Annotated in this window: 19 protein-coding genes; 15 read left to right on the forward strand and 4 right to left on the reverse strand. The window is 48.5% G+C overall.

Features of this window, described 5'->3' with window-relative positions; all coding sequences use genetic code 11:
* The first annotated feature begins 71 nt into the window (after positions 1 to 71).
* The 6 genes from QZR21_RS02580 (at position 72) to nhaA (ending at position 8,147) form a co-directional block, all read left to right on the forward strand.
* Positions 72 to 1,277 carry an MFS transporter gene (locus QZR21_RS02580; protein WP_296097577.1) on the forward strand — a complete coding sequence of 402 codons (1,206 nt, stop codon included), beginning with the start codon at positions 72 to 74 and terminating at the stop codon, positions 1,275 to 1,277.
* Between the two features lie 226 nt (positions 1,278 to 1,503).
* Positions 1,504 to 2,460, forward strand: coding sequence for a signal peptide peptidase SppA (sppA, locus tag QZR21_RS02585; RefSeq protein ID WP_296097579.1), 957 nt, complete (start codon positions 1,504 to 1,506; stop codon positions 2,458 to 2,460).
* A gap of 10 nt (positions 2,461 to 2,470) precedes the next feature.
* The gene (locus tag QZR21_RS02590) at positions 2,471 to 3,061 is read left to right on the forward strand and encodes a YIP1 family protein (protein ID WP_296097581.1); all 591 of its coding nucleotides are present in this window, start codon (positions 2,471 to 2,473) and stop codon (positions 3,059 to 3,061) included.
* Between the two features lie 354 nt (positions 3,062 to 3,415).
* Positions 3,416 to 5,242, forward strand: coding sequence for a glutamine--fructose-6-phosphate transaminase (isomerizing) (glmS, locus tag QZR21_RS02595; RefSeq protein ID WP_296973603.1), 1,827 nt, complete (start codon positions 3,416 to 3,418; stop codon positions 5,240 to 5,242).
* A gap of 312 nt (positions 5,243 to 5,554) precedes the next feature.
* Complete coding sequence (gene trpS, locus QZR21_RS02600) at positions 5,555 to 6,616, forward strand: tryptophan--tRNA ligase (protein ID WP_296097583.1); 1,062 nt, start codon at positions 5,555 to 5,557, stop codon at positions 6,614 to 6,616.
* 337 nt (positions 6,617 to 6,953) lie between these two features.
* A complete protein-coding gene (gene nhaA, locus QZR21_RS02605; protein WP_296973607.1) occupies positions 6,954 to 8,147 on the forward strand; it encodes a Na+/H+ antiporter NhaA in 1,194 nt (397 codons plus the stop codon).
* A gap of 117 nt (positions 8,148 to 8,264) precedes the next feature.
* On the opposite strand, the gene ptsP is transcribed toward nhaA, so the two are convergent.
* The 3 genes from ptsP to QZR21_RS02620 form a co-directional block, all read right to left on the reverse strand.
* Positions 8,265 to 9,893: a phosphoenolpyruvate--protein phosphotransferase gene (gene ptsP, locus QZR21_RS02610; RefSeq protein WP_296097588.1), complete on the reverse strand. Its 1,629-nt coding sequence runs from the start codon at positions 9,891 to 9,893 to the stop codon at positions 8,265 to 8,267.
* Between the two features lie 30 nt (positions 9,894 to 9,923).
* A complete protein-coding gene (locus QZR21_RS02615; protein WP_296973614.1) occupies positions 9,924 to 10,499 on the reverse strand; it encodes a cob(I)yrinic acid a,c-diamide adenosyltransferase in 576 nt (191 codons plus the stop codon).
* A 452-nt stretch (positions 10,500 to 10,951) separates the two neighbouring features.
* Entirely contained in the window at positions 10,952 to 11,644 is a 693-nt protein-coding gene (locus QZR21_RS02620) for a TVP38/TMEM64 family protein (RefSeq protein WP_296097592.1), read from the reverse strand.
* Between the two features lie 835 nt (positions 11,645 to 12,479).
* Between QZR21_RS02620 and QZR21_RS02625 the strand changes: the two genes are divergently transcribed.
* The 3 genes from QZR21_RS02625 (at position 12,480) to citC (ending at position 18,063) form a co-directional block, all read left to right on the forward strand.
* On the forward strand, positions 12,480 to 15,131 hold the full coding sequence (locus QZR21_RS02625; RefSeq protein ID WP_296097594.1) for a valine--tRNA ligase: 2,652 nt from the start codon (positions 12,480 to 12,482) through the stop codon (positions 15,129 to 15,131).
* Positions 15,132 to 15,299: 168 nt separating this feature from the next.
* Entirely contained in the window at positions 15,300 to 16,640 is a 1,341-nt protein-coding gene (locus QZR21_RS02630) for a folylpolyglutamate synthase/dihydrofolate synthase family protein (protein WP_296097596.1), read from the forward strand.
* Between the two features lie 322 nt (positions 16,641 to 16,962).
* Positions 16,963 to 18,063 (forward strand): [citrate (pro-3S)-lyase] ligase, encoded by a 1,101-nt coding sequence (citC, locus tag QZR21_RS02635; protein ID WP_296097598.1) that lies wholly within the window; start codon positions 16,963 to 16,965, stop codon positions 18,061 to 18,063.
* 134 nt (positions 18,064 to 18,197) lie between these two features.
* Here citC and QZR21_RS02640 read toward each other — a convergent pair whose 3' ends face one another.
* A complete protein-coding gene (locus QZR21_RS02640) occupies positions 18,198 to 18,761 on the reverse strand; it encodes a hypothetical protein (protein ID WP_296097600.1) in 564 nt (187 codons plus the stop codon).
* 746 nt (positions 18,762 to 19,507) lie between these two features.
* On the opposite strand from QZR21_RS02640, the gene QZR21_RS02645 reads away from it, so the two are divergent.
* The 6 genes from QZR21_RS02645 to QZR21_RS02670 form a co-directional block, all read left to right on the forward strand.
* Positions 19,508 to 20,254 carry an NAD-dependent protein deacylase gene (locus tag QZR21_RS02645; protein ID WP_296097602.1) on the forward strand — a complete coding sequence of 249 codons (747 nt, stop codon included), beginning with the start codon at positions 19,508 to 19,510 and terminating at the stop codon, positions 20,252 to 20,254.
* A 369-nt stretch (positions 20,255 to 20,623) separates the two neighbouring features.
* Positions 20,624 to 21,931, forward strand: a complete 1,308-nt coding sequence (locus QZR21_RS02650; RefSeq protein ID WP_296973620.1) for an ammonium transporter — start codon at positions 20,624 to 20,626, stop codon at positions 21,929 to 21,931.
* A 12-nt stretch (positions 21,932 to 21,943) separates the two neighbouring features.
* Entirely contained in the window at positions 21,944 to 22,315 is a 372-nt protein-coding gene (locus tag QZR21_RS02655) for a P-II family nitrogen regulator (protein ID WP_296097606.1), read from the forward strand.
* Between the two features lie 629 nt (positions 22,316 to 22,944).
* Positions 22,945 to 24,390, forward strand: coding sequence for a cysteine--tRNA ligase (gene cysS / locus QZR21_RS02660; protein WP_296097608.1), 1,446 nt, complete (start codon positions 22,945 to 22,947; stop codon positions 24,388 to 24,390).
* Entirely contained in the window at positions 24,380 to 24,853 is a 474-nt protein-coding gene (locus QZR21_RS02665; RefSeq protein ID WP_296097610.1) for a Mini-ribonuclease 3, read from the forward strand. Before cysS ends, QZR21_RS02665 begins: the two co-directional genes overlap by 11 nt.
* A partial coding sequence (locus QZR21_RS02670; RefSeq protein ID WP_296973625.1) for an RNA methyltransferase occupies positions 24,840 to 25,341 on the forward strand: 502 nt, incomplete at its 3' end. The genes QZR21_RS02665 and QZR21_RS02670, both read left to right, overlap by 14 nt.

Here is a 25,341-nt window from a genome sequence, read left to right on the forward strand (position 1 = left end):
CCTTTGGGCCGCAAAAGAAGAACCACCAGCTAAGCTGGTGGGTTTCTCTTTTTTTCAGGAGAAAATCTACTATGGAAAATGAAAATAAGGAGCTCTCTGAAAGGGAAATCCGTCAGACAATTATGGCTTCTGCTGTGGGAGCGGCCTTTATTGGAGGCAGTGCAACCCTGGTATTTCCATTTCTGCCACTTTACCTTATGGAGCTGGGGGCTGCTCCGGAAACGGTGGCTCTGTGGAATTCGGCTGTAGTCTCCGGAATGTTTATTGTGGGGGCTCTGGTTATGCCCATATGGGGTGCTCTGGCAGACCGATTCGGTAAGCGGAAGATGATTCTCCGGTCTGCGGCCTGTCTTTCCATTGCTTACTTCATGTCCTATTTTGCCCAGAATCCCTGGGAACTGTTGGGAGCCAGGCTGTTTCAGGGATTTTCCTTTGGATTCAATCCGGTGAGCCAGGCCCTGGTATCAGAAATAACCGGCAGCCATGCAGGCTTATCTATAGGGATACTCTTAGGCGGCAGGAGTGCCGGAACCATGCTTGGTCCCTTTCTGGGAGGAATTCTGGGAGCTCTTACAGGCCTCAGACTTCCGTTCCTTATTTCCGGGTTCGTTGACCTGCTCGCTTTTCTTCTTGTTTTTCTTTTTGTGAAAGAACCACCTCGTAAGAAAGAAGGACGCAAAAAGATGCCCCTTGCTGCTTCGCTTCGACAGCTGGGAAAAAACAGGAATTTCATGATTCTTATGGGCCTTATGATCATTAACCAGTGTGCCATGCTGATTATTAATCCTCTCATTGCCCTTCACGTGGTAGAATTGACGGGCACCACCGAAAATGCCACCCTTATTTCGGGGATGATCTGTGGGGCTGCCGGTGTGGCCGGGGCTGTAGCGGGACCATTCTGGGGACGCTGCGGTGAAAAAATAGGGTTTTACAGGACCATGGCACTTTCCTTTGCCGGTGCCGGACTGTTTTCGGGAATTCAGTTTCTGGCGCCTGCGGTTTTCCTTTTTGGCCTGGGGCAATTCGGATTTGGTTTCTTCACCATGGGCGGGGTGACATCTATATCCGGAGCTATTCCGGAGATGATCAGCAGTGATGAAGCTGGCAGTGCTTATGGTATCAATGCGGCTGCCATGAACATAGGGAACTGTATGGGACCGGTCCTGGGCGGTGGTTTAGCCCATGCATGCGGCAGCATGGGACCTGTTTTTCTACTTTCCTTTCTTTTGCAGCTCCTTTCAGCCGGTTATATATACGTGAGATTTATAAGAAAATAGGAACTATCGGTTTAGAATTTACAGCTGTCTCTTGAACGCTTACCTGGATAATCTGCCAATAATCAGTAGTAATTGTTAAGTCGTAATCGGGGAAAATGGCTTTTTTCGGGGAATCCTCGAGAGCTGGCCAGCCCTTTACTCCAGTCTCTGTGCTATAATCTAATCAGATGTCTTCTAAAGAATCTAAAAAGTTTCTAAAGAATTTCCTTGTGAGAAGGAGGACTTTATGGATATACAGGCAAAAAGAAAATGGATGATTGTGGGAATTATCCTGCTTCTGGCAGTCGCCATTGCGGTGGGAACATCGGATATCTGGAAAAATGCTGGTACCGGTAACAGGAAAAATGGGTATGTAGCGGTTATTCGTATCGATGGACCTATCTATGGAGGACCAGAAGCCGATTCTATCCTGAATGGCGGCAGTGGCGTTACCAGTGAGGAATTGATGAAGGAATTTCAGGAGGCTCGGAAAGACCCTGAGGCGAAGGCTATCCTCGTCCGCATCAACAGCCCTGGCGGATCAACTGGTGCTACCCAGGAAATTGCAGAAGAAATGGATAAAATCAGGAGCAGTGGAAAACCTATTGTGGTTTCCATGGGTGACATGTGTGCTTCTGCCGGATACTGGCTCGCCAGCAAGGGAAATTATATTTTTGCTACTCCCGCTACTATTACCGGAAGTATTGGCGTCTATATGGACTACACAAATATCGAAGATCTCATGGATAAACTGGGCGTTAAGAATGAGAAAATCAAGAGTGGTGCCCACAAGGACATTCTGTCCATGTACCGTCCCATGACCGGTGAGGAAAGAGACATGGTACAGGCTATGGTAGATGATATTTATAACCAGTTTGTGCAGACCGTGGCAGATGGCAGGAAAATGGATGAAAACAAGGTCAGAAGTATTGCGGACGGTCGTATTCTTACAGGTAAACAGGCTCAGGATCTGGGGCTGGTAGATGCCATGGGAAACTACTATGATGCTTTGAGCTATGCTGCGTCCAGCGGTGGACTCCAGGGGGACAGTGAAAATATTCCCGTCAAGGTTTATGGCAGTGGCGTATCCCTGAAGGGTATTCTTTCCGGTGAAGTGAAAAATCTATCCGGTATTTTTGCTAAAGCAGCAGCAGATAATTTCAGGGAATCCCTTGCGGGATCCCCTGCACCATCCATAAAATAAGGAGGACTCTATGAACCGGTTTCTTGATCTGGCATTTGCCATGCTCACATCACCTGCTAAGGCGTTGAGACTGATTACAAATGAGGAAAGACTGAAGGAAGGATTTATCCTGTGGATTTTCATCGTCTTTCTTCTGTCCCTGTCTGTATTTCGGCAGGGCCCGGGGCCTGTTGTACAGTTCCTGATGATGTTTCTCTTTATGGGAGCGGCTCTCCTGGTACATAGCGCAGTGATTGATTATATCTCAGGTCTCTGGGGCGGTATGGGAACGGCCCGGGGGATAACGGCAGGATTCATGGCTGCTTCCCTTCCTCTTGCATTTTCCGTCATCTTTTCCTTTCTGGATACCCTGGGAGCTTCTTTTTTGTCCGGCATTGGAAGCTTTATCATTTTTATCTGGTCCTTTTATTTGGATGTGAAGGCTATCAGCGTAAATTATCAGTTCCATATGGGGAAGTCTGTGGTCATTGCTCTTACTCCCTATGTCCTGGCTATTATCTTTTTCCTGGCTCTTATGGCAGTAGGAATTATGGCTGCTGTAGAGGGGATTGCCAACATACAGGATGTACAGAGTATTGAATCTATGCTTGGCCAGATGTAAAATATAAGGAAATAAAAGCAATGGGGCTGTGTCAGCAATGGCATGGTCCCTGTTTCTTTTTATAAACTTATAAAATCTGTCAATAAACCGGTCAGTCACTGAGGGCAGTTTGTTTCTGCTTTACAGGTCAGGTCAGCAGATATGAAACAGCGCTATCCCGAAGAGTATATGTAAAATAGGATCATTTATCGGTTCATGGGCAGCGTGAAATGGTCAATTTCAAAAATTTCATTCCATGTGATATAATATTAAGCGTATGTATTGCCTTTTATGGCTTTGACAACAGTTTTCCCATTCCTGGGAATTTTAAATGATAAAAATAAAGAAACAGAAACTTATAAGGAGGAATACCATATGTGCGGTATTGTTGGTTATGTAGGAAGCGGGAACGCAGAGGACTTTCTCATTGATGGATTAAGGCGTCTTGAATACAGAGGCTATGATTCCGCTGGTATTGCAGTGTATGAAGATGGAAAGATCAGGATTGAGAAGAAACAGGGCCGTCTCGTGAATCTGGAAAATGTCTTGAAAGAACACCCTCTGACCAGGCATATTGGTATTGGCCATACCCGTTGGGCTACCCATGGCAAGCCCTCTGACCGGAATGCCCATCCCCATGGGGACTGCCATAATCATTTTGTAGTCGTTCATAATGGTATTATTGAAAATTACATGACCCTGAAAAAAGAACTCATTGAAAAGGGACATGTCTTCAAATCGGATACGGATACAGAGGTTGTGCCCCACCTTCTGGAAGAACTGGATGATGGAGATTTTCTGTCCACCGTCCGCAAGATGCTCTCCATGATTGAAGGTTCCTATAGTCTTGTTATCATGGACTCTGCAGATCCCGACACGATTATCTGCACCAAAAAAGCAAACCCCCTCATTATTGGTCTCGGTAAAGGGGAAAACTTCATTGCCTCCGATATTCCGGCGGTGATTAACCGTACCCGGGATATCTATATCCTTGACGATGAAGAACTGGCTGTAGTGAAGAAAGACAGCGTGACTATTCTTGATAAAGAGGGACATCCGATTCATAAGGATATCCAGAAAGTTACATGGACTGCGGAAGCTGCTGAAAAAGGCGGTTACCCCCATTTCATGCTGAAAGAAATTTTTGAACAGCCTAAGGCCGTACGGGATACGGTACAGATTCACCTGAACAAAGATGGTTCCGTAGCATTCCCGGACCTTCACTGGACAAAAGAATGCTTCGACGACATTGATAATATCCTGATTACTGCCTGCGGTACTGCCTACCATGCCGGACTTGTGGCAAAACACTATATTGAACGGTTTGTGAAAATTCCGGTTTCTGTAGAAATTGCTTCTGAATACCGGTACAGTAAACCTCTCACCACCAGCCATACCTTATGCATTGTAGTTTCCCAGTCCGGTGAAACCATTGATACATTGGAAGCATTAAAAGAGGCTAAACGGCATGGTGCGAAGAGTCTGGCTGTCACGAACTCCATTGGTTCTTCCATTGCCCGGGAAGCGGACAAAGTAGTATATACTCTGGCGGGCCCGGAAATTGCGGTAGCATCCACAAAAGCCTATACTACCCAGCTTGTGGCACTGCTGCTTCTGTCCCTCTACATGGCACAGCTCCGTAAAACCATTCCGGATGAACTTATTCATAAGATTACCGCTGGACTGAAGGACCTTCCGAAACAGATTGAAAAGGTACTGGGAGAAAAGGACCACATGTCCCATGTGGCAGACCGTCTGATCAAGGCTCATGATATTTTCTATCTGGGCCGTTCCATTGACTATGCTATTGCCATGGAAGGGGCACTGAAGCTGAAGGAAGTTTCTTATATCCATGCCGAGTCTTATGCTGCCGGTGAGTTGAAACATGGTACACTGGCTCTTATCACGAAGGATACGCCGGTGATTGCCGTAGCTACCCAGGATGCCGTAAGCTCCAAGATGTACAGCAACATCCAGGAAGTCAAGGCCCGGGGAGCAGAAGTTTTGGGCATCGGTTATGAAGATGATAAGGAACTGGAAAAGTACACCACAGAAACGGTCCGTATTCCACGGGTGGATTTCTTCATTGCTCCTATTCTTGCAGTGATTCCCATGCAGCTTCTTGCTTACTATACAAGTATCAAGAGGGGTAACGATGTGGACAAACCAAGAAATCTGGCTAAGTCGGTTACCGTTGAATAATTGAACGATTAAACTGAATCCGCAGGAGCTGTGTGCTTCTGCGGATTTTTTGCAATAGGGCGGTGCGGTATACCGCTGGCAGCTTATGGCTATCTGCTTCCTGCTGAACGATTGGAGGGCCGGGAACTGTCCTCTGATGACTGAAAGCTGTACATTGATAGTTGGCAGCGGTTATCCCCGCTATTGCGAAATCATGGGATTCAGCATAAAATAGAACTATATGAGAAAAATACCTTTTGACAATGACTCTTCCATCTTTGGAGAATTGTTTCATCTGTGCGTTTTCGGAATTTAAGGATAGGAGTTGTATGTATGAAAAAAATTATTTTAACCGGTGACCGTCCTACGGGCCGTCTTCATGTAGGCCATTATGTGGGGTCTCTTCGTGAAAGAGTGGCCCTCCAGAACTCCGGAAAATTTGATGAAGTATACATTGAAATTGCTGATGCCCAGGCTTTGACAGACAATGCAGATAATCCGGAAAAGGTGCGTAAAAATGTACTCCAGGTGGCACTGGATTACCTCTCTGTAGGCATCAATCCGGAAAAGTCCTGCATTTTCATTCAGTCCCTCGTACCGGCACTGCCGGAACTCACTATGTACTATATGAATCTGGTTACCGTGGCAAGACTTGAACGAAATCCTACGGTGAAAGCAGAAATCCAGCAGAAACACTTTGAAACGAGCATTCCGGCCGGGTTCCTTTGCTATCCTGTGAGCCAGGCAGCTGATATTACCGGCTTTATGGCAACCACCGTTCCCACGGGGGAGGATCAGGAACCGATGTTGGAACAGACACGGGAAATTGTCCGTAAGTTTAATGAAATTTATGGGGAAACCCTGGTGGAACCGGAAATTGTCCTTTCTACCAATAAAGCAAGCCTCCGCCTGCCCGGGACTGATGGCAAAGCCAAGATGAGTAAATCTTTGGGTAACTGTATCTACCTCTCTGATGAACCGGAGGATATTGAAAAGAAAATCATGTCCATGTATACTGATCCGACCCATTTACGTAAGGATGATCCCGGCCATGTAGAAGGAAATCCGGTCTTCACGTATCTCGATGCTTTCTGCAGGGATGAATATTTTGCAGAATTCCTTCCGGAATATAAGAACCTGGATGAACTGAAAGCCCATTACACCCGTGGCGGACTTGGCGATGTAAAGGTGAAGCGGTTCCTGAATAAGGTAATGCAGACAGAATTGGCTCCTATCCGTGAGCGCCGTCATGAATGGGAGAAACGGCTTCCAGATGTGGCGGATATCTTGGAAGAGGGCACAAAGAAGGCGGCAGCCAAAGCTGATGAGACCCTGCAGAAAGTCAGGAAGGCTATGAGAATCAATTATTTCGAAGATGGAAATCTGCTGAAATAAAGATGCCAATGAAAAGACTGTGGAGAAATCTGCAGTCTTTTTTTATGGCATAGAGATAAGTAGTTATTCGCTGTCCGATTACTTTTAACGGTTTGCAGATATTGGGGTCAGCCTGGTTTGCTGGTGGTTAGTGGCCTTACTTTTTCCAGGCCGCAGAAGGATAACGGAAAGCGTAAACTGGCATCCCCATTTCGGTGACTCATACAGACTCCTGTTTGCCAATATAATTCATAGCATACAATGCAATAATAAAAATTATTATAACATATAATGACATAATAAAAAATATATGCTATGATTTATATATAAATTGATTTTATTATAAAAGGAGATGACTATGAGACAAAAGATCCAAACCATAAAAGACCCGTTTCTTGCTTTTCTGAAATCAGAAGCAAGCGGTGGAGTAATTCTTCTAATTTGCGCCATTACAGCCATTATATTGGCTAATTCCCCCTTAGGGGAAGGATATGATCATTTCCTGCACAGGCCCCTCTCATTGGGGTATGGGACATTTTCCCTGGAAATGGGACTGGTACATTGGATTAATGACGGACTCATGGCGGTCTTCTTCTTTCTGGTGGGGCTGGAAATTAAAAGGGAATTTCTTTTTGGTGAGCTAAAAACACCTTCTGCCATGGTTCTTCCTGTATTTGGTGCCTTGGGAGGCATGTTGGTTCCGGCCATTCTATACAGCCTTGTGAACTGGGGCAGTTCCACCATAGGCGGATGGGGGATACCCATGGCCACGGATATTGCCTTTGCCCTCGGAATCATGACAATGGCAGCAGGAAGCGCACCTTTGGGATTGGTGGTCTTTCTCACGGCCCTGGCCATCGTAGATGACCTGGGAGCTATCATTGTGATTGCCCTGTTTTACAGCAGCCAGATGGAATGGGTGGCACTGGCGGCGGGGCTGTCAGCTCTTGCGGTTCCATTCCTCATGGGGAGGTTTAGAGTGAAGTGGTTCCCGGCTTACCTGCTATGCGGCCTTCTTGGGTGGTATTTTTTTCTGAAAGCCGGTATCCATCCTACCATTGCTGGAGTAGTTCTTGGATTTTCCATTCCTGCCCGGGAGAATCCAAAAGTGTCCATGCTCCATAAATGGGAGGAACGGCTGGAACCTTGGTCTTCCTACCTCATAATGCCTGTTTTTGCTCTTGCCAATGCGGGAGTGGCTGTATCCCTGGGAGCTCTTGATTTCACATCTCCCCTTCTCTGGGGGATTGGTGCCGGGCTGGTATTAGGAAAACCGTTAGGTATCTTTGGATCTGTATTCCTGATCCATAAAATCACAGGTATTTCTTTGCCTGGCGGAGCCCGCCCGGGAGAACTGGCAGCGGCAGGCATGCTGGGGGGCATCGGATTCACCATGTCCATCTTCATTGCATCCATTGCTTTTACGGATCCGGGACTTCTGAACCTTGCTAAATTCTCCATTCTACTATCGTCCACAGTATCCGCAGTATTGGGAACGATAGTGTTTAAACTGGGGAAACGGTTTAATGCAGAAAAAAAGACGAGAAATTAGTAGCGACGCATACATTAAGAAACACGTAAATTCTATGGGCTTGAATGGCAGCTTTCTAATGCATCAGAAAAAACCGTGAATCATGATTTCTCATGTTCACGGTTTTTTTATGTTTCATTATTTGGACAGATCTAAAGATCGAATCTGCTGGCGAAGGGGTAGAACGGAATAGGGGGCTACGGAGAATTCGTCCACTCCCATCTTGAGGAATGTCTCAGTGACGGAGAGGTCGGAACCCAGTTCGCCGCACATGCCTACCCAAATACCTGCTTTATGGGCATTTTCCACGGTCATCCGGATCAGCTTCAGCACTGCCGGATGATGGGGATTGAAGAAATCGGAAAGGACTCGGCTCGTTCTGTCTACTACAAGGGTATACTGGGACAGGTCGTTGGTGCCGATGGAGAAGAAATCTACTTCTTTGGCCAGCTTATCGCTGATGAGGGCGGCGGCCGGTGTTTCTATCATAATACCTGTTTCCATATGATGGTCATAGGCAATGCCCTTCTTGTCCAGTTCCCGCTTTACTTCATCCAGAATTTCTTTGGCTTTCCAGACTTCCCATACCGAGGTGATGAGAGGGAACATGATGGCTGCTTTGCCAAAGGCGCTGGCCCGGAGGATGGCACGGAGCTGGGTTTTAAAGATTTCCGGCCGTTTCAGGGAAATCCGAATACCCCGGAGGCCGAGGGCCGGGTTCTCTTCTTTGGGCAGATGGAAGGCGGATGCTTCCTTATCGGCGCCGATATCCAGAGTACGGATGATGACCCGTTTGCCTGCCATGGTTTCCAGCGCCAGTTTGTAGATGTTGAACTGCTCTTCTTCGCTGGGCAGGGTATCTCTTCCCATGTAAATAAATTCACTGCGGAAGAGGCCGATGCCTTCGGCATCATTTTTCAAGACTGCTGCCAGGTCGGAAGCGGAAGATACGTTGGCCGCCACTTCTACACGGTGACCGTCCTTCGTTTCGCTGGGCAGTCCTTTCAGCTGCTGCAGGAGGTCCTTCAGCCGGATGCTCTGATCCTGTTTTTCTTTCATCACTGCCAGGAGACCCGGCGTAGGGTCCAGGTACACGGTGCCGGAAAATCCATCAATCACGGCGGTCTTTCCATCGAAGGAGTCATCTACGTCTGAGCCAGTGGATACGATGGCCGGTACGCCCAGAGCCCTCGCCAGGATAGCAGTATGGGATGTGGGGGTACCCTCTTTGGTGACAAATCCCAGAATCTTTGTGGTATCCATCTGGATGGTCTCGCTGGGGGTGAGGTCATCGGCGTACAGGATGCAAGGTTCATCCTGGGCGAAGAGGGCCTTCTTCTGCCGAAGCGTGCGGAGAAGGATTCGGGCAATTTCCTGCACGTCAGCGATATGGGCCTGCATGTAGGCATCGGAATCAGCACTGTAAATGCGGGTAAAGTTCTGCTCTGCCTGGGAAACAGCATATTCCGCGTTAATGCCCTGGCTGCGGATCATAGACCGCACGGAATCTATGAATTCCGACTCGGAAAGCATCTGCTGGTAGACTTTGAAAATGGAAGCATTATCGAGGCCTACGTGGCTGATGGCTTCCTGGTAGAATTGCTTCATTTTAGCTCCTGCCGTATTTCTGGCGGAATCGAAACGGGCCACTTCTGTCTCCGGCCGGTCTACCTTCATTTCCGGAATGTCCGGTGCTTTTCGGCGGAATATACGGAGTGGTCCGATGGTGACCATTCCGGAAATACTTTTACCTGTAATTTTTTCCATAGATATTGTCCTTTCTTATGGGAAAGGAAATCAGTCTTCGATTCCTTTTCTTCCCATGACGCCTTTATCGTAGTAGTGACGAATTTTTTTCATTTCTGTAATGAGGTCGGCCCTGTCCAAAATAAGCTTTGGTGCATTCCGACCGGTGAAGACCAGTTCTACTTCCGGCTTGCGGGCTGCAAGGATTCTCTCTGTATCTTCATCACTGGCCAGATCATACCAGCAGGCCATATTGTATTCATCAAGGATGACCACATCATAGGGGCCGGATACCGCTTTTACGGCATCCTCAATCCCTTTCTGAATCATCCGGTGATATTCTTCCGGCGGATGTCCGGCAGGATAAACAACCAGTTTATCGCCCCAGGCTTTGATTTCTTCTTCTGAAAGCATGCCCTCTTTGGCGATAAAATAGGGCTTTCCCAGGGTAATGAGGGTAATACCCGGCAGTTCTTTCAGTATTTTCTGTTCTGCATAGGCCAGCGATTTCATGAACTGGATAATGCATACCTTTTTCCCGGCTCCAATGGCACGGATGGCCAGGCCTATGGCAGCAGTGGTCTTACCTTTCCCGTCGCCGGTGTAAACTTCTATATATCCCTTCATGGAGGCCTCCTTTCTCAGATTCTGATATTCATAAATTATATTGATTATTATATTATCTATGACTACGAGTATATTATACAATACCCGGGAAAGGGAGGGAAAGTAAAAGGTGGCTGAGGGGAAGGTGACAGGGTAGAAAATCATGGGGGCTGCTTTTTTAAAACCGATAGCGGTTTCGCCGCAGGCGAATGAACTTGATCTCATCTGCCCGCAGGACCATTCGGTTCAAGACCAGTACGCTCGCTTAAAAGCCGTCCATCCGGTCCCAACGCGAAGCAGCTGAATCCCGGTAAGTGTAGGCTGTCGTTGTCGACTTCATTCTTACACAGGATCAGTCCGACTCAATATTCAATGGCCAAGGCTTGAAGCCCTGCCCGTTCGTCCGTCAGCTGCACGGCGCACCTTATATTTCGGGGCGTCAAAAAGGATCGGCATTCCGCCGACCCTTTTAGTTATAGACATTTATTCTTGAAATAATGACGCTTCTTGTACATTCTGTGAAGTACATACCCACCGACGAGAAGAGCCAGCAGAACGAGGAACCGTACGCCGTGTTCTGAGAAATAAATCAGGTCATGGCCCAGCCAGACTTCTACAATAACCGATGGGATTTTCCCAATCAGCGTAGCCTTCAGATGTTCTTTGCAGGTTAATTTGCTCAGCACTGCAATGGCGGTGAAAAGAATATTGGGGGAATAGGGGATGGCCCTGGCCAAAGCCATATTCTTCACACAACTGTATTTATCCAGCTTCGTGAGCATATGCTTCTTTTCAATGATGGCACGGGCCTGACGGCGGAAGAAAATACGGCCGATGTGGAAGCTGATTTCTATGCCGATGACTTCACCAATCCAGGAAATGATGATTCCCGGGATAAGACCGAAAAGGGCACCATTTACTGTCAGAAACGGGATGGTCGGTATGCCGAACACATTGCAGAAGATGAGGAGGCCAATGCTCACCAGAAAAGCACCATATCCAAAGGAAGAAATATAGTCTGCCAGTCCATCCACATCACCGGCCATGGTGAGATGAATTGTGTGGTAATAGAACTCCGGATAGTAAGTACGGACTACATAAACGGATATGATGGCAGCAACGATCAGGATCACAAAGCCTATGATCTTTTTACATTTGTCAATCATATAGTATCCTTTTCGCCGTCCAGCAGGGAATTTGATATATCCTTCCGGTATGGAACGGCGCATCCGGCAGGTCAGTTTTCAAGAGAATAAAGGATAGGGAGCAGGGAAAAAATATTCAGAATTGGGTTTCCCGTGGGATTCTCCCCTGTTCACGAATCGGTACTATTGTATAGAAATGGTCAGAATTTTGCAAACTTTTACTTTTAGCCTTATACATTATAATACAGACAACGGGCTTTTGCCAATTTATATAGCTATCTATGAAATGAGAAAACCTCGATAAAATCTGAGAATTATGCAATTCGTTCCCATTGGGGCGTGGGGAGAGTTAAACGGTGCAGAGAAATCTTGAGGCCTTTCTCCAAAGAAGTGCGGCTGGGCAGCACGCAAAGATGTAGCGATTTCCAGCTTTCCCGGATACTGGAAGTTTTCATCCCTCCCTATGACAATCAAGCTGCGCGGCACCTGGCCCAAAGGGCCTGTTCAATCCACTGCTCAGGGGTTCACATGTTTGAACGTACACTCAGCCGGTTCAGCGGTGCAGCCTTTCACTTGAAATGCAGCTTGCATTTCTGCCCATGACCTGCTATCATAATTTCATACTATGAAAAGCAAAGATGGGAAGAAGCTGTGGAATGTAGCCCAGAGAGCCGCTGGCTGGTGGGAAGGCGGTATATAAGGAAGCAGCAGGTCACCCCGGAGCTGACAGAAATGTCCGTGGCGCACGTTATCCGCAAATGAGAGATCATTGTAATGATTAATTAGGTGGTACCGCGGAAGCACTCTTTCGTCCTATGTGGATGAAGGAGATTTTTTATTTTTAGGAGTGAATAGTATGGCAGACATGAATGACCTTGGGAAATATGATCCCAGTGCGATTGAACAGAAATGGTACAAATTCTGGGAAGATAATGATGTATTCCATGACGAACCGGATCCTTCCAAGGAACCTTACAGTATAGTTCTTCCTCCGCCGAATGTAACAGGACAGCTGCACATGGGCCATGCCCTGGACAATACCCTCCAGGATATCCTTATCCGGTACAAGAGAATGCAGGGATATAATGTTCTCTGGCTCCCAGGCAAGGATCATGCCGGTATTGCCACCCAGGTAAAGGTAGAAAAACAGATTGCGGAAGAGGGGCTCACAAAATATGACCTGGGCCGGGAAAAATTCCTGGAACGGGTATGGCAGTGGAAAGAAAAATACGGAAACCGTATCGGCCTCCAGATTCGCCGCCTCGGTTCTTCCTGCGACTGGAAGAGAGAACGGTTCACCATGGATGATGTATGCGCAAGGGCCGTTCGGGAAGTTTTCGTTTCCCTCTATGAAAAAGGTCTTATTTACCAGGGATTCCGCATTACGAACTGGTGCCCCCGCTGCCAGACGGCCCTTTCCGATATCGAAGTAGAACATGAGGATGAAGTGGGCCATCTGTGGTACTTCAATTACCCCATTGTCGGTGAAGATGGTTACATCCAGATTGCCACCACCCGCCCGGAAACAATCCCCGGCGATACTGCAGTAGCTGTGAATCCGAAGGATAAACGGTATGCCCATCTTGTAGGCAAGATGGTGAAGCTGCCAACGACGGACAGGGAAATCCCAATTATTGCCGATGACTATGTAGACATGGAATACGGCACGGGCTGCGTAAAGATTACCCCGGCCCATGACCCCAACGACTTTGAAGTGGGCCAGCGCCATAACCTGCCTACCATTGTCATCATGAATAAAGATGGCACGATGAATGAAAAAGCAGGCAAATATAACGGCATGGACCGCTATGAAGCCCGCAAAGCCATTATTGAAGATTTCAAAAATGCAGGTCTTCTTGTCAAGATTGAAGAAACAAAGCATGCTGTAGGCCATTGCTCCCGCTGCAAGACAGTCGTTGAACCGATGACCACGAAGCAGTGGTTTGTCAAGATGAAACCCCTGGCCGGTCCTGCCATGGACGCTGTTACCTCCGGTAAGACGAAGTTTGTACCGGAACGGTTCTCCAAGACCTATATCCAGTGGCTTTCCAATATCCACGACTGGTGCATTTCCCGCCAGCTCTGGTGGGGCCATCGTATCCCCGTATGGTACTGCGATGACTGCGGCGCTGTTTCCGCTTCCCGTACGGACCTGACGGAATGCCCGAAGTGCCACAGCAAGCACATTCATCAGGACCCGGACGTACTGGATACCTGGTTCTCCTCTGCCCTTTGGCCATTCTCTACCATGGGCTGGCCGGAACAGACTCCGGTACTGAAACAGTGGTACCCCACGTCCACCATGGTTACCGGTTACGACATTATTTTCTTCTGGGTAGCCCGTATGATGTTCATGTCCATGGAATTTATGCATGAAATTCCATTCAAATATGTGTTCATCCACGGCCTTGTCCGGGATTCCCAGGGCCGCAAAATGAGTAAATCTCTTGGAAACGGCATCGATCCCCTCGAAGTCATCGATAAATACGGCGCTGATGCCCTCAGGTTCACTCTTGTTACCGGCAATACACCGGGCAATGATATGCGTTTCTACTATGAAAAGGTAGAAGGAAACCGGAACTTTGCCAATAAGATCTGGAATGCCACCAAATTCACACTGATGAATCTGGATGACTATGATAAAGACTTCGTTCCTACTGCTGATCAGTACACCCTGGCGGATAAATGGATTCTGGATCGCCTGGCCGCTACGGAAGACTACGTAAGCACAAACCTGGACAAGTACGAGCTCGGCGAGGCGGCTGACTCTATTTATAACTTTGCCTGGAACTACTTCTGCGACTGGTACATTGAAACCGCCAAGACCCGCCTCTACGGTGAACACAATACGGACCGCAAAGTGACCCAGTATGTACTGGTGTACACACTGACCCGGATGCTGGCATTGCTGCACCCCTTCATGCCATTCATCACGGAACACCTCTGGCAGCACCTGCCCCATGAAGGCAAGATTCTTGCACGGGCTCCCTGGCCGACAGCCGATGATAACCTCCGGTTCCCGAAGGAAGCGGAACAGTTTGAGCGGATTATGGACTCCATTAAGGCTGTCCGCAATATGCGTGCTGAAGCGAACGTAACACCCAATAAGATGTGCCATATCGATGTGGCTGTTCTCCGGGATGATCTGAAGGAAGCCATCGAATCCCATAAAGAATACTACGAAAAACTGGGCCATGTGGAAACAATCAACCTTCTGGCCCCGGGCGCAGCAAAACCGGAAAATGCGCTGACCGCTGTAGTTACAGGTATGGAAGTATATCTGGAACTGAAAGGCCTTATCGATACAGAAAAGGAAAAGAAGCGCATCGAAAAGGATAAGGCTTCCCTGGAAAAAGAAATCGCCCGTACTTCCGGAAAACTGAACAACAAAGGGTTCCTGGCCAAAGCACCGGAAGCCGTTGTCCAAAAGGAAAAGGAAAAACTGGCAGAATTCGAAGAAAAGATGAATTCCCTGAATGAACGGCTGAAATTCCTGCAGCAGCTGTAATGGGAGAGGCTGCAGCGGAGAGTGGTATCTTTGACCAGGGCGGCAGCAGCGGCGCCTGTCATGGCGCCGCTGGCTGACCGGCTTTTCTGGCGGTTGGCAACAAAAACGTACTTTCGCACGGCGCCAGTCATATTATTCCCATACTATCTCATATTCAAAGGAGAAATTATGAATTACGAAGAATCGGTGGCCTGGCTTGAACAGGCAGCTTCTTTTGGCATTAAACCGGGGCTGGAGAGAATCAAGGCGATGCTTTCTAAACTGGGAAACCCGGAAACTGCCTACAAAGTAGTCCATGTTACCGGAACAAACGGCAAAGGCAGCGTCACCGCCATGATCACCAGTGTACTGGAAAATGCTACACTTCGGGTGGGACGCTATGTTTCGCCCCATCTGGTGGATTATACAGAACGGATTTATGTCTGTGGACATGATATTTCCCGGGAAGATTTTGCGAAGGCAGCTACCGTTGTTCGCAAAGCGGCAGAGGAAGCTGTAGCAGATGGCGTAGAAGCGCCCACGGAATTTGAACTCCTTACAGCCATGGCTTTCTGGTATTTCAAAGAACAGAAAGTAGACTATGCTGTTATGGAAGTCGGCATGGGAGGACTCTACGATTCCACCAACGTCATTACTCCGGTGGTTTCCATCATCACAAACGTGGCCATGGACCATATGAAATACCTGGGCAATACGCTCCAGGAAATTGCTCACCAGAAGGCCGGTATTATTAAGGAAGGTATTCCGGTAGTAACGGCAGCCCAGCAGAGTGGCCTGAAACAGCTGAAAAAAGAGGCCCACGAGAAAAAGTCCCGCATTTATTTCTATGGCCGGGATTTTGAAATTGACTCCCGCCAGAAATGGCATCAGGGCCAGGTCATCACGATCAAGAGAAAAGATATGCAGAAGGATCTGGAAAAGGGGATTCTCTATGTTCCCTTTGTAGGAGCTCATCAGGCTGTAAACGCTGCAGTGGCGGCCATGGCGCTGACGGTCATCATGAAACAGGATGACCGGGTGAACGAGAACGATCTTCGTGAAGGACTGGCCCGTACCCGGTGGCAGGGACGCTTTGAAATCCATACCATCCGTGGTGTCACTTACGTCATGGATGGAGCTCATAACCCTGCCGGTGCTGAAGCCCTGTCGGAGGCCCTGGAAGAACAGTATCCGAAGAAACGGCGGATTTTTGTCTTTACCTCTCTGGCGGATAAGGATACCCAGACTGTGATTCAGCTGCTCATCCGCAAAGGGGACATGGTCTTTGCCTGCCCTGCACCGACTCCACGGACCAGAAAGCCCGAAGAAATCGGGAAACTTATCGAAGAACAGCACATTGCCGTAGACTTTAAACCTGAAAACTCGGTGAAAGAAGCCCTGGAAGATGCCACAAAGGCAGCTGGAGAGAACGATATTGTCCTCATTTGTGGTTCTCTCTACATTCTGGGGGATGCGATTCGATACATTGAGGAAAAAGAAACAGAAGCAGCGGAAGCTGAAAAAAAATAGAACTGCAGCTGTAAAGGCTCATATGAAACAGGAAGTCGGGGAAAAAGTTTTTTCCCCGACTTTTCTTGACGTATATCAATGTTTTTCTCGTTTGATTATGCTACTATAAAAGCAGATAGGAGTTTACATAAACTCATCGTCTGATGAAAATAAATTATGGCAGCTATTTCCGGGATAGAATGGCTATGTTATAATAACAGTGATGGGAATAAAATATACCGTATTTAAGAAATAAATATATGCTATATACCCTGCGTCCGGTTTTGATAAAAGCCTCATGTGTTTTGCTGAAGACAGGCTTGTTGCAAAGGAGGAAACATTTATGATTACTGAGCATGAAATATTTCTAACCGATCCCTCTGAAAAAGCAAAGGTCGTTGAATTCCTGAAGACCTTTGATCTCACATTTACAGGAAACATTGATTACACCATGGGCCTTTACGACGATGGTGAACTCATCGGCACCGGTTCCCTGGGTGGGCGGGTAATGCGGGATATCGCTATCCGCAAGGACTACCAGAAAAAGGGGCTTACCCGCCGTATTATCCGGAACCTCCAGGGCGAATCGAACCGCCGGGGGATTACAGGAAACCAGATTTTCACGAAACCGAAGAATGTCCCTGTTTTTGAACATATGGGATTCAAATGCGTAGCGGTGGCGGAACCCTATGCGGCCCTTCTGGAACGGGGCACGGACACACTGGAAGATTACCTGGGCCGGGTACGGGCGATCCTGGGCACTGGGGAAGGAAAGAACCGGGGCGCTATTGTCATGAACTGCAACCCCTTTACCCTGGGCCACCGGAGTCTTGTGGAATATGCCCACAACAACTGCGACGAAGTCATCATCTTCGCTGTGCAGGAAGACCGGTCCATATTCCCCTTCTCTGACCGTTTCTCCCTGATCAAGCAGGGGGTTCGGGACATGAAGGGGGTCGAAGTCATCAGCGGCGGTGATTTCATCATTTCCAATGCCACATTCCCCACCTATTTCATTAAAGGTACCGATGAACTGGCGGCCCAGACAAAGCTGGATGCCACAGTCTTTGCTACCCGCATTGCACCGGCCCTGAATATTACGGTCCGCTTTGTAGGTGAAGAACCGACGGACAAGACCACCATGGCCTATAATAATGCCATGCGGGAAGTCTTTGCTGCCAACGGCATCGAACTGAAAGAAATCCCCCGGGAGCAGAAGGGAAACCAGATCGTTTCCGCATCCACCGTCCGTAAGGCTCTGGCGGAGGATGATTGGGAAACTGTATACCGCATGGTACCTAAAACCACCCTTATTTACCTGAAGAGTCCTGCCGGTCAGGAAGTAATCCGCAAAATCAAGATGACCGAGGCCTTCAAGAAGATGGAAGCCGAAGAAAAAGCGAAAGAAGCTGCTGCCGCAGCGGAAGCTATGAAGAAGAAATAAAGATGAAAACAGCCCCCGACCGGATTTGGTCGGGGGCTGTTTAGGTATAAAGAGAAAAGATTATAATATAAAAGAGTGTATGGTGGCTGGAGGATTTACCCTTCAGCCACCGTCCATCGGCCGAGGACCCCTTTTCACTTGAGTCCTAATTCCTCCTTATGAGCCGTCATGCCGTCAATGCAGGCCTGCATCACTGTAGCTGCGTCGAGACCCAGCATTTCAAAGCCCTTCTTGATTACATCCCGGTTACAGCCGGCGGCAAAACGCTTATCTTTGAATTTCTTTTTCAGCCCCTTTACTTCCATCCCCGTAATGCCTTCCGGGCGCATGAGAGCATAGGCCATAACCACTCCTGTCAGTTCATCCACAGTGAACAGGCTCTTTTCGATGTCCGTGGTGGGCTCTACATCATTATCACAGATGCCCCAGCCGTGGGAAATGATGGTATTGATATCTTCTTCATCCACGCCTTCCGGTTCCAGAAATTCCCGGACATGGTGGCAGTGCTCATTCGGATATTTTTCATAGTCCACATCGTGAAGATAGCCGATGGCTTCCCAGTGGTCCTTATCCTGGTGGAAATAATCGGCCATGGCTCCCATGGCCGCACTCACTGCCAGGGCGTGGGTGAAAAGATGGTCTTCCGTCGTATATTTCGGCAGGATTTCCTTCGCTTTAGCAAGTGTTAACTGACTCATAATGACCTCCTTGTAATTGTATACTGTATGTATTATAACCCAAAGAGGGAAGATGGGGCTGGAGAAAGGTGGCTGAGGGGTAACGGCCTGCGGCCAAGGGGAAGGAGACGACGCGGGAAAATTAGGAATGAGGAATGAAGGTGACGGTGCAAATGAGATTAAGGTCGAGGCTGAAATCGCGTGTATTCACAACTACGTTGTCATTCCAACTGATACTACCCACAACTCGGTCGGCCGGGCCACAAAAGGAAGGTGCCTTAGTGTGCAGTAAAGGCACCAACTTGGGCCCGGCTCAGCAGTCCTCTGCAGGACTGCTGCATTTCGAGCGAGGGTAGCATGCTAAGTGAGTCTGTCCTTAAAATCACCACAGCTTCGATGAATCGAGAAATCTTTCTGGTAAATGCCTGTGACGGTGTTACAACCCAATAGACCGCTGATGGTATGGTGAAAGGTGGCGGCGCAGGAATCAGGAAGCGTCGCGGGCGGAACAAGCATTTCTGGCAGCCGGAAGCCCCTGTCCGGTCGCACGAACACTCAGCCACAGGTCACCCGTCTTATGCCCAACCCCGCGCTCCTTTGCGGAATCTTGACGAAATATTGAAATATTTGCCTGATTTTCGTGATAAAATAAATAGAATAAGAGATACACGGGGAGCCGCAGGTCCCATACAGCCATATAAGCTTACAGTTGCTCAACACTACATCACTTACCTGCTTTTGCACCACATGGCAGAAAGGAGTCTCCCATGACAGATATTGAAAACCTGGGCGAAATGATACGGAATCACCATCGCATTGTCTTCTTTGGCGGCGCCGGCGTATCTACGGAGTCAGACATCCCCGATTTCCGCGGCGCCAATGGTCTCTATCGGCAGAAGACGGATCTGCCCTGGACGCCGGAGGAAATGCTGTCCCACCATTTCTTTGAGGAACATCCGGTGGAATTTTTCACGAACTATGCTGCCTTCACGGAGGCCATGCTGAAAGCCCGGCCGAATCGGGCCCACTATGTGCTGGCGGATTGGGAGAGGGAAGGAAAGCTTTCCGCTGTGGTGACCCAGAATATTGACGGCCTCCACCAGCGGGCAGGAAGCAGGAATGTGATGGAGCTTCACGGCTCTGTACTTAGGAATTTCTGTACCAGCTGCGGGAAATCTTTTACGGTGGACAGATTCCTGTCTCTCTGCCATCCGGTGCCCCGCTGTCCGGTCTGCGGCGGCGTCATCAAGCCGGACGTGGTACTCTATGAAGAACCGCTGGATATGGATACCATGCAGGATGCCATGGAGGCTATCCAGGAGGCGGATATGCTTATCATCGGCGGCACGAGCCTCGTTGTGTATCCGGCAGCGGGATTTGTGGACTACTTCACCGGCGACAGTCTCGTCATGATTAACAGGGATGAAACGGCCAAGGATTCGTCATGCGACCTGGTCTTCCACGATAGTATCGGAAAAGTGCTGGACGAAGCGGCGAAGATAGCAGAAGCATAGGATTCATGGTGATCGGATTATACGTATGAATGAGCTTTGCAGGCCGTTATCCGGCTCAGGTTTCCATTTTCCCCTTGCAAAATCCATTTCCTGTGGCTATAATAATCTATATAAGTTCAGAAACGGCAAGAGAGCCTTCGCAGAGATACGAAGGCTCTCTCTTTTTTTAGGAGGTGTTACCGGTGCGTTCCGTGTATCGCGGAAAGGGGTAAGGTAAACGATCTTATCCATGGAGTGAAACTGCATTTTGGGGAAAAGGCCCAGGAAACCTTTTCCTGTCATAACTTCATATAAAAATGGTGATGGTGCTGCTTTGCGGAATACTGTATTCCCGGCGGCTTTTTTATTTCTCAGTAAAGGATGATTTCTATGAAAAAATTTGCGATTCCCCCGTTTCTGGGGGCCTGTTTCCTGCCGACCCTGGCCCTGGCGGCAGATGGTGAAAGTAAACTGAACGGAGCCGATATAGCCTATATGGCCATTGCTACCCTGCTGGTGCTCATTATGACTCCGGCCCTGGCCTTTTTCTACGGCGGCCTCGTTCGCCGCAAGAATACAATCAATACCATCATGATGTCCATGGTGTGCCTGGCCATTTTCACAGTGCAGTGGTTCGTCTACGGCTACTCTCTTTCCTTTGGCCCCGATGTGGGCGGCATCATCGGGAACCTGGACTGGGCGTTCTTTAAACATGTGGGCATGGCAGCAAATCCGGACTATTCGGAAACCATTCCCCATATTCTCTTCGCCATGTTCCAGATGGCCTTTGCCATCCTGACCCCCGCCATCGTGAGCGGCGGCATCGTGGAACGGACCCGCTTCCCTGCGTACTGCCTGTTCATCCTCCTCTGGGGCACCCTGGTCTATGACCCCATGTGCCATATGGTGTGGGGCGTAGGCGGTTTCATCCGGGACATGGGCGCCCTGGATTACGCCGGCGGCACCGTTATTCATGTGACTTCCGGCTTCTCCGCCCTCACCGCAGCCATTCTCATCGGCAAGAGAAAGGGTTACGGTTTCCTGTCCCTCCGTCCTCATAACATTCCCGATGTCTGCCTGGGCGGCAGCTTCCTCTGGCTTGGATGGTTCGGATTTAATTCCGGCGCCGGCCTCATGTCCAACGACGTGATGGCCCAGGCCCTGGCCAATACAGGCATCGCCTCCTGCACCGCCGGTCTCGTATGGATCATCATCGAACAGATTGCCCATAAGAAAATGACTGCCCTCGGTCTTATGACCGGTATCCTGACCGGTCTTGTGGGTATTACACCGGGCGCTGGTTTCGTGGATGCCTCCGCTGCTTTCATCATCGGCCTCACCACGCCCTGTCTCTGCTATTTCTTCGTCTCCGAAGTGAAAGCGAAATTCGGCTACGATGACTCCCTCGACGCCTTTGGCTGCCACGGCATGGGCGGCGTATGGGGAGCCCTCATGACCGGCGTCTTCTGCACGAAGACCATCAACGATGCCGGAGCCGATGGCCTGCTCTATGGCAACCCGGCCCAGATGATTCCCCAAATCACCGGCATCGTCACGGGTATCATCGTGGCTGTGGTGATGACCACTCTCATCATCAAAGTACTGGGATGCTTCATGAAGGTTCGTGCCAGCGCTTCTGAAGAAGCCCAGGGTCTGGACCTCATCGATCATGGTGAAAGAGCTTATAATAAACTGTAAGAGGTGAACAGCATGGATACAGAAAAGAAAATCTATAAAGTGGATGCGGTGATTCGTCCGGAAAAACTGGAAGAGCTGAAAGACAGGCTCTATGAAATCGGCGTCACCGGCATCACGGTGACCGAAGTCTACGGATGCGGCCTCACCCATGGACAGGAAGAAATTTACAGGGGCAACGTACTCTCCGTGAACCTCCTGCCGAAGATCAAGATTGAAATCGTCATTTACGAAACGCCCCTGGAAAAACTCGTCCAGACAATCCGTGATACATGCAACACCGGCCACGTGGGGGACGGGAAAATCTTCGTCTCCGAGCTGGTGACCGCCGTGAAAATCCGGACCGGCGAAAAAGGTGGGGCAGCTATCATTGATGATAAAGCATAAATATTTTCATGCTTATTACGGAAATATTTGATGGAAAAGTCAATGCTTCTATATTGACAGGTTCCATCTACTCCATCTATAATAATAAATAAGCATTGCAGGTCTGTGGCTGAAAGTCGATGGTAGTCGCAGCCAAAGCGATCCACGTAACGCAGGAAAAATTCCTGCTGAGCATGGTGCGGTTTAGATGTAAGTCCTGCCGGGAAAACCGAGAGGGTCAGTAGTGAGAGGTAGATACCGGGTAGCGAACGCTCCAGCAGGCGAGTGTGGGGTCAAAAGCCAGGTCAGCTGTGAATGCTTATTATTTATATTTACGAGTGATGATCAAAAGAAGTACTGGGAATTATCCTTCAGAGAGGACATGGATGGTGGGAGTGTCCGGAACGATTTTCAGGAAATGCCTTTGGGAGCTGAAAAGGGGAATTTGAAGTATCCTTTTCCGCAGGGCTGCGATACAGCCGAATGTGCGGCATTTGCCGACAGAGTGGAATAACGGGCCACCGTCTCTGTGAGGCGGTGGCTTTTTGAATGAAGAAAGAAGATGATGGGATTGTGTCACTGTAGCAATGATGCCTTGTCTGTCTTTCTGAAATGGAAATATTGATCTGACTCGCGATGGAGGAATTTAAATGGAAGAAATTAAAGTTTATAACACACTGACAAAGAAAAAAGAGGTATTTAAACCGATAACACCGGGGGAAGCAAAAATTTACGTCTGCGGTGTAACTCCTTATAACCATCCTCACATTGGGAACGCCCGTCCGGCGGTGACCTGGGATGTTATCCGCCGATATCTGGAATATATCGGATACAAAGTGACTTTTGTACAGAACTTCACAGATGTAGATGATAAAATCATCAATAAAGCCAATGCAGAAGGCACGGACTGGAAAACGATTTCCGACCGTTATATTGATGCCTATTTCCAGGTTATGGATGCCCTTCATGTACGCCGTGCTGATGTATATCCTCGGGTTTCCGAACACATGGATGATATTATCCATATGGTAGAAACGCTGATCAAAAAGGGACATGCCTATGTTCTTGGTGGTGATGTTTACTATGATATTTCCACATTCAAGGATTATGGCAAGCTGTCGGGCCGGAAGATTGAGGACATGCTCGCTGGTGCCCGCATTGAAGTCAATGATGAAAAGAGAAATCCCGGAGACTTTGCACTTTGGAAAGCTGCCAAACCGGGAGAACCTTTCTGGGAAAGCCCCTGGGGGAAAGGCCGTCCGGGCTGGCATATAGAATGCTCTGCCATGTCCATTCATTATTTGGGAAAAACATTTGATTTCCACGGAGGCGGTTCTGACCTGATTTTCCCGCACCATGAAAATGAAATTGCCCAGTCCGAAGGATGCACGGGGTGCCATTTTGTTGATTACTGGCTTCACAATGGTTTCATTACCATCAATTCGGAAAAAATGAGCAAGTCTTTGAATAACTTCTTCCTTGTAAAGGATGTGCTTGAAAAGTATTCCGGCGATGCGCTCCGGTATTTCCTCCTTTCCACCCATTATAGAAGTCCATTGGATTTCTCCGATGACCGGCTGGAAGAAGCAGAAAAGAACATGGATAAATTGAAAGATGTCATTGCCCGGGTGAAAGAACTTTCCGGCAAAGAAGGATCGGTAAAGACCGATGCCTCCCAGGCTCTTGAAAAGGCAGCCGATGAGGACATGAAAGTTTTCCACGATGCCATGGATGATGATTTCAATACAGGCCTGGCTACCGGTGCCATGTTTGACCTGGCAAAGGCAATCAATGTCTACTACAATGAAGTACATGGCGGCACTGCATTCGACAGGGAAGCTTTGGACAAGGCCGGAAACGCATTCAAGACGATTTTGGATATCCTTGGTATTCTGGAAAAGGAATGGAAGAAGAAAGAAGCCTACGACGACAAGGACTATAATGACCTTATGGATGTGATCCTGTCTGTCCGTCAGTCCGCCAGAAAGGCAAAGCAGTACCAGCTGGCCGATGAAATTCGTGACAAGCTTGGTGAAATCGGTATTGTGATTGAAGATACTCCTACAGGAGCAAGGTGGAAAAAGCGTGGAGTTTAAAAGAGTCCTGTTCCTGAAAAAGCAGATGGCCCATAAGATTGGTAAAGCATCTCCTGTTCTTGGTGAGCAGGAGGTCTTTTCCATGGATGCCTTAACCCTGGCCTACATGGGCGATGTATGCTGGTCATTTTTTATCAGGAAATCATTAATCGATACGGGTATATATAATGTACAGATTCTGAACAGCCTGGCATCGGAAATTGTTTCCGCCCGGTGGCAGAGTCGTATCCTTTTCGAAATCAGGGAACTGCTGAATGAAAGGGAATTAAAGGTCTGCAAAAGAGCGAGAAATACAAGTTCCCATGTGCCAAAGAGCGCTACGGTAGAAGAGTATCGGGAATCTACAGCCTTTGAGGCACTTCTGGGATACCTGCAGCTCTCCGGGCAGGTGGAACGGCTGGATTTCCTGATGCAGCGCAGCCTGAAGTATGTGGCAGGAGAAATGGGACATGAAAACGGATAAACGGAAAGGTCCTTCTTTTAAGAATGATCGCAAGCTGGCAGAACGGAAGAGAAAATTTTACGGAAAAGGAGAAAAAAGAGGAGACAGGGGGCAGGGACCGTCTTCAGATTCTCTTCTGATTTGCGGAAGGAACAGCGTCACGGAGTTTCTCCATGCCGGGGGAGTGCGAAAAGTCTTTGTAAAGGAAGGAAAGAAGGATGAACGTCTTCTTTCTATTCTTTCGTTGGCCGGGGAGAAAGGCACTTCTGTGGAAGAGGTTTCGGAAGACCGGCTGGATGAACTGGCCCAGGGAATTGTGCATCAGGGAATCGCTGCACTTCTTAAGCCCTATGAGTATGCGGATTTGGACAATGTCCTTTCTGAGTGGGAAGGCAAATCTCCAATCCTCATTCTTTTGGATGGGCTTGAGGACGTAAGAAATCTGGGAGCTATTGTGCGTACAGCGGAATGTGCCGGTGCGGCGGCGGTGCTGCTGCCGAAACATAAAA

The sequence above is a fragment of the uncultured Dialister sp. genome, assembly GCF_900541605.1.
GTDB lineage: Bacteria > Bacillota > Negativicutes > Veillonellales > Dialisteraceae > Dialister.

Coding starts and splice junctions, on each gene's coding strand:
- QZR21_RS02615 (WP_296973614.1), bottom strand. CDS start 10,499: ATGAAGGGATATATAGAAGTTTACACCGGCGACGGGAAAGGTAAGACC.
- QZR21_RS02650 (WP_296973620.1), top strand. CDS start 20,624: ATGAAAAAATTTGCGATTCCCCCGTTTCTGGGGGCCTGTTTCCTGCCG.
- QZR21_RS02580 (WP_296097577.1), top strand. CDS start 72: ATGGAAAATGAAAATAAGGAGCTCTCTGAAAGGGAAATCCGTCAGACA.
- QZR21_RS02630 (WP_296097596.1), top strand. CDS start 15,300: ATGAATTACGAAGAATCGGTGGCCTGGCTTGAACAGGCAGCTTCTTTT.
- QZR21_RS02620 (WP_296097592.1), bottom strand. CDS start 11,644: ATGATTGACAAATGTAAAAAGATCATAGGCTTTGTGATCCTGATCGTT.
- QZR21_RS02640 (WP_296097600.1), bottom strand. CDS start 18,761: ATGAGTCAGTTAACACTTGCTAAAGCGAAGGAAATCCTGCCGAAATAT.
- sppA (WP_296097579.1), top strand. CDS start 1,504: ATGGATATACAGGCAAAAAGAAAATGGATGATTGTGGGAATTATCCTG.
- glmS (WP_296973603.1), top strand. CDS start 3,416: ATGTGCGGTATTGTTGGTTATGTAGGAAGCGGGAACGCAGAGGACTTT.
- QZR21_RS02645 (WP_296097602.1), top strand. CDS start 19,508: ATGACAGATATTGAAAACCTGGGCGAAATGATACGGAATCACCATCGC.
- QZR21_RS02625 (WP_296097594.1), top strand. CDS start 12,480: ATGGCAGACATGAATGACCTTGGGAAATATGATCCCAGTGCGATTGAA.
- citC (WP_296097598.1), top strand. CDS start 16,963: ATGATTACTGAGCATGAAATATTTCTAACCGATCCCTCTGAAAAAGCA.
- QZR21_RS02655 (WP_296097606.1), top strand. CDS start 21,944: ATGGATACAGAAAAGAAAATCTATAAAGTGGATGCGGTGATTCGTCCG.
- QZR21_RS02590 (WP_296097581.1), top strand. CDS start 2,471: ATGAACCGGTTTCTTGATCTGGCATTTGCCATGCTCACATCACCTGCT.
- nhaA (WP_296973607.1), top strand. CDS start 6,954: ATGAGACAAAAGATCCAAACCATAAAAGACCCGTTTCTTGCTTTTCTG.
- ptsP (WP_296097588.1), bottom strand. CDS start 9,893: ATGGAAAAAATTACAGGTAAAAGTATTTCCGGAATGGTCACCATCGGA.
- trpS (WP_296097583.1), top strand. CDS start 5,555: ATGAAAAAAATTATTTTAACCGGTGACCGTCCTACGGGCCGTCTTCAT.
- cysS (WP_296097608.1), top strand. CDS start 22,945: ATGGAAGAAATTAAAGTTTATAACACACTGACAAAGAAAAAAGAGGTA.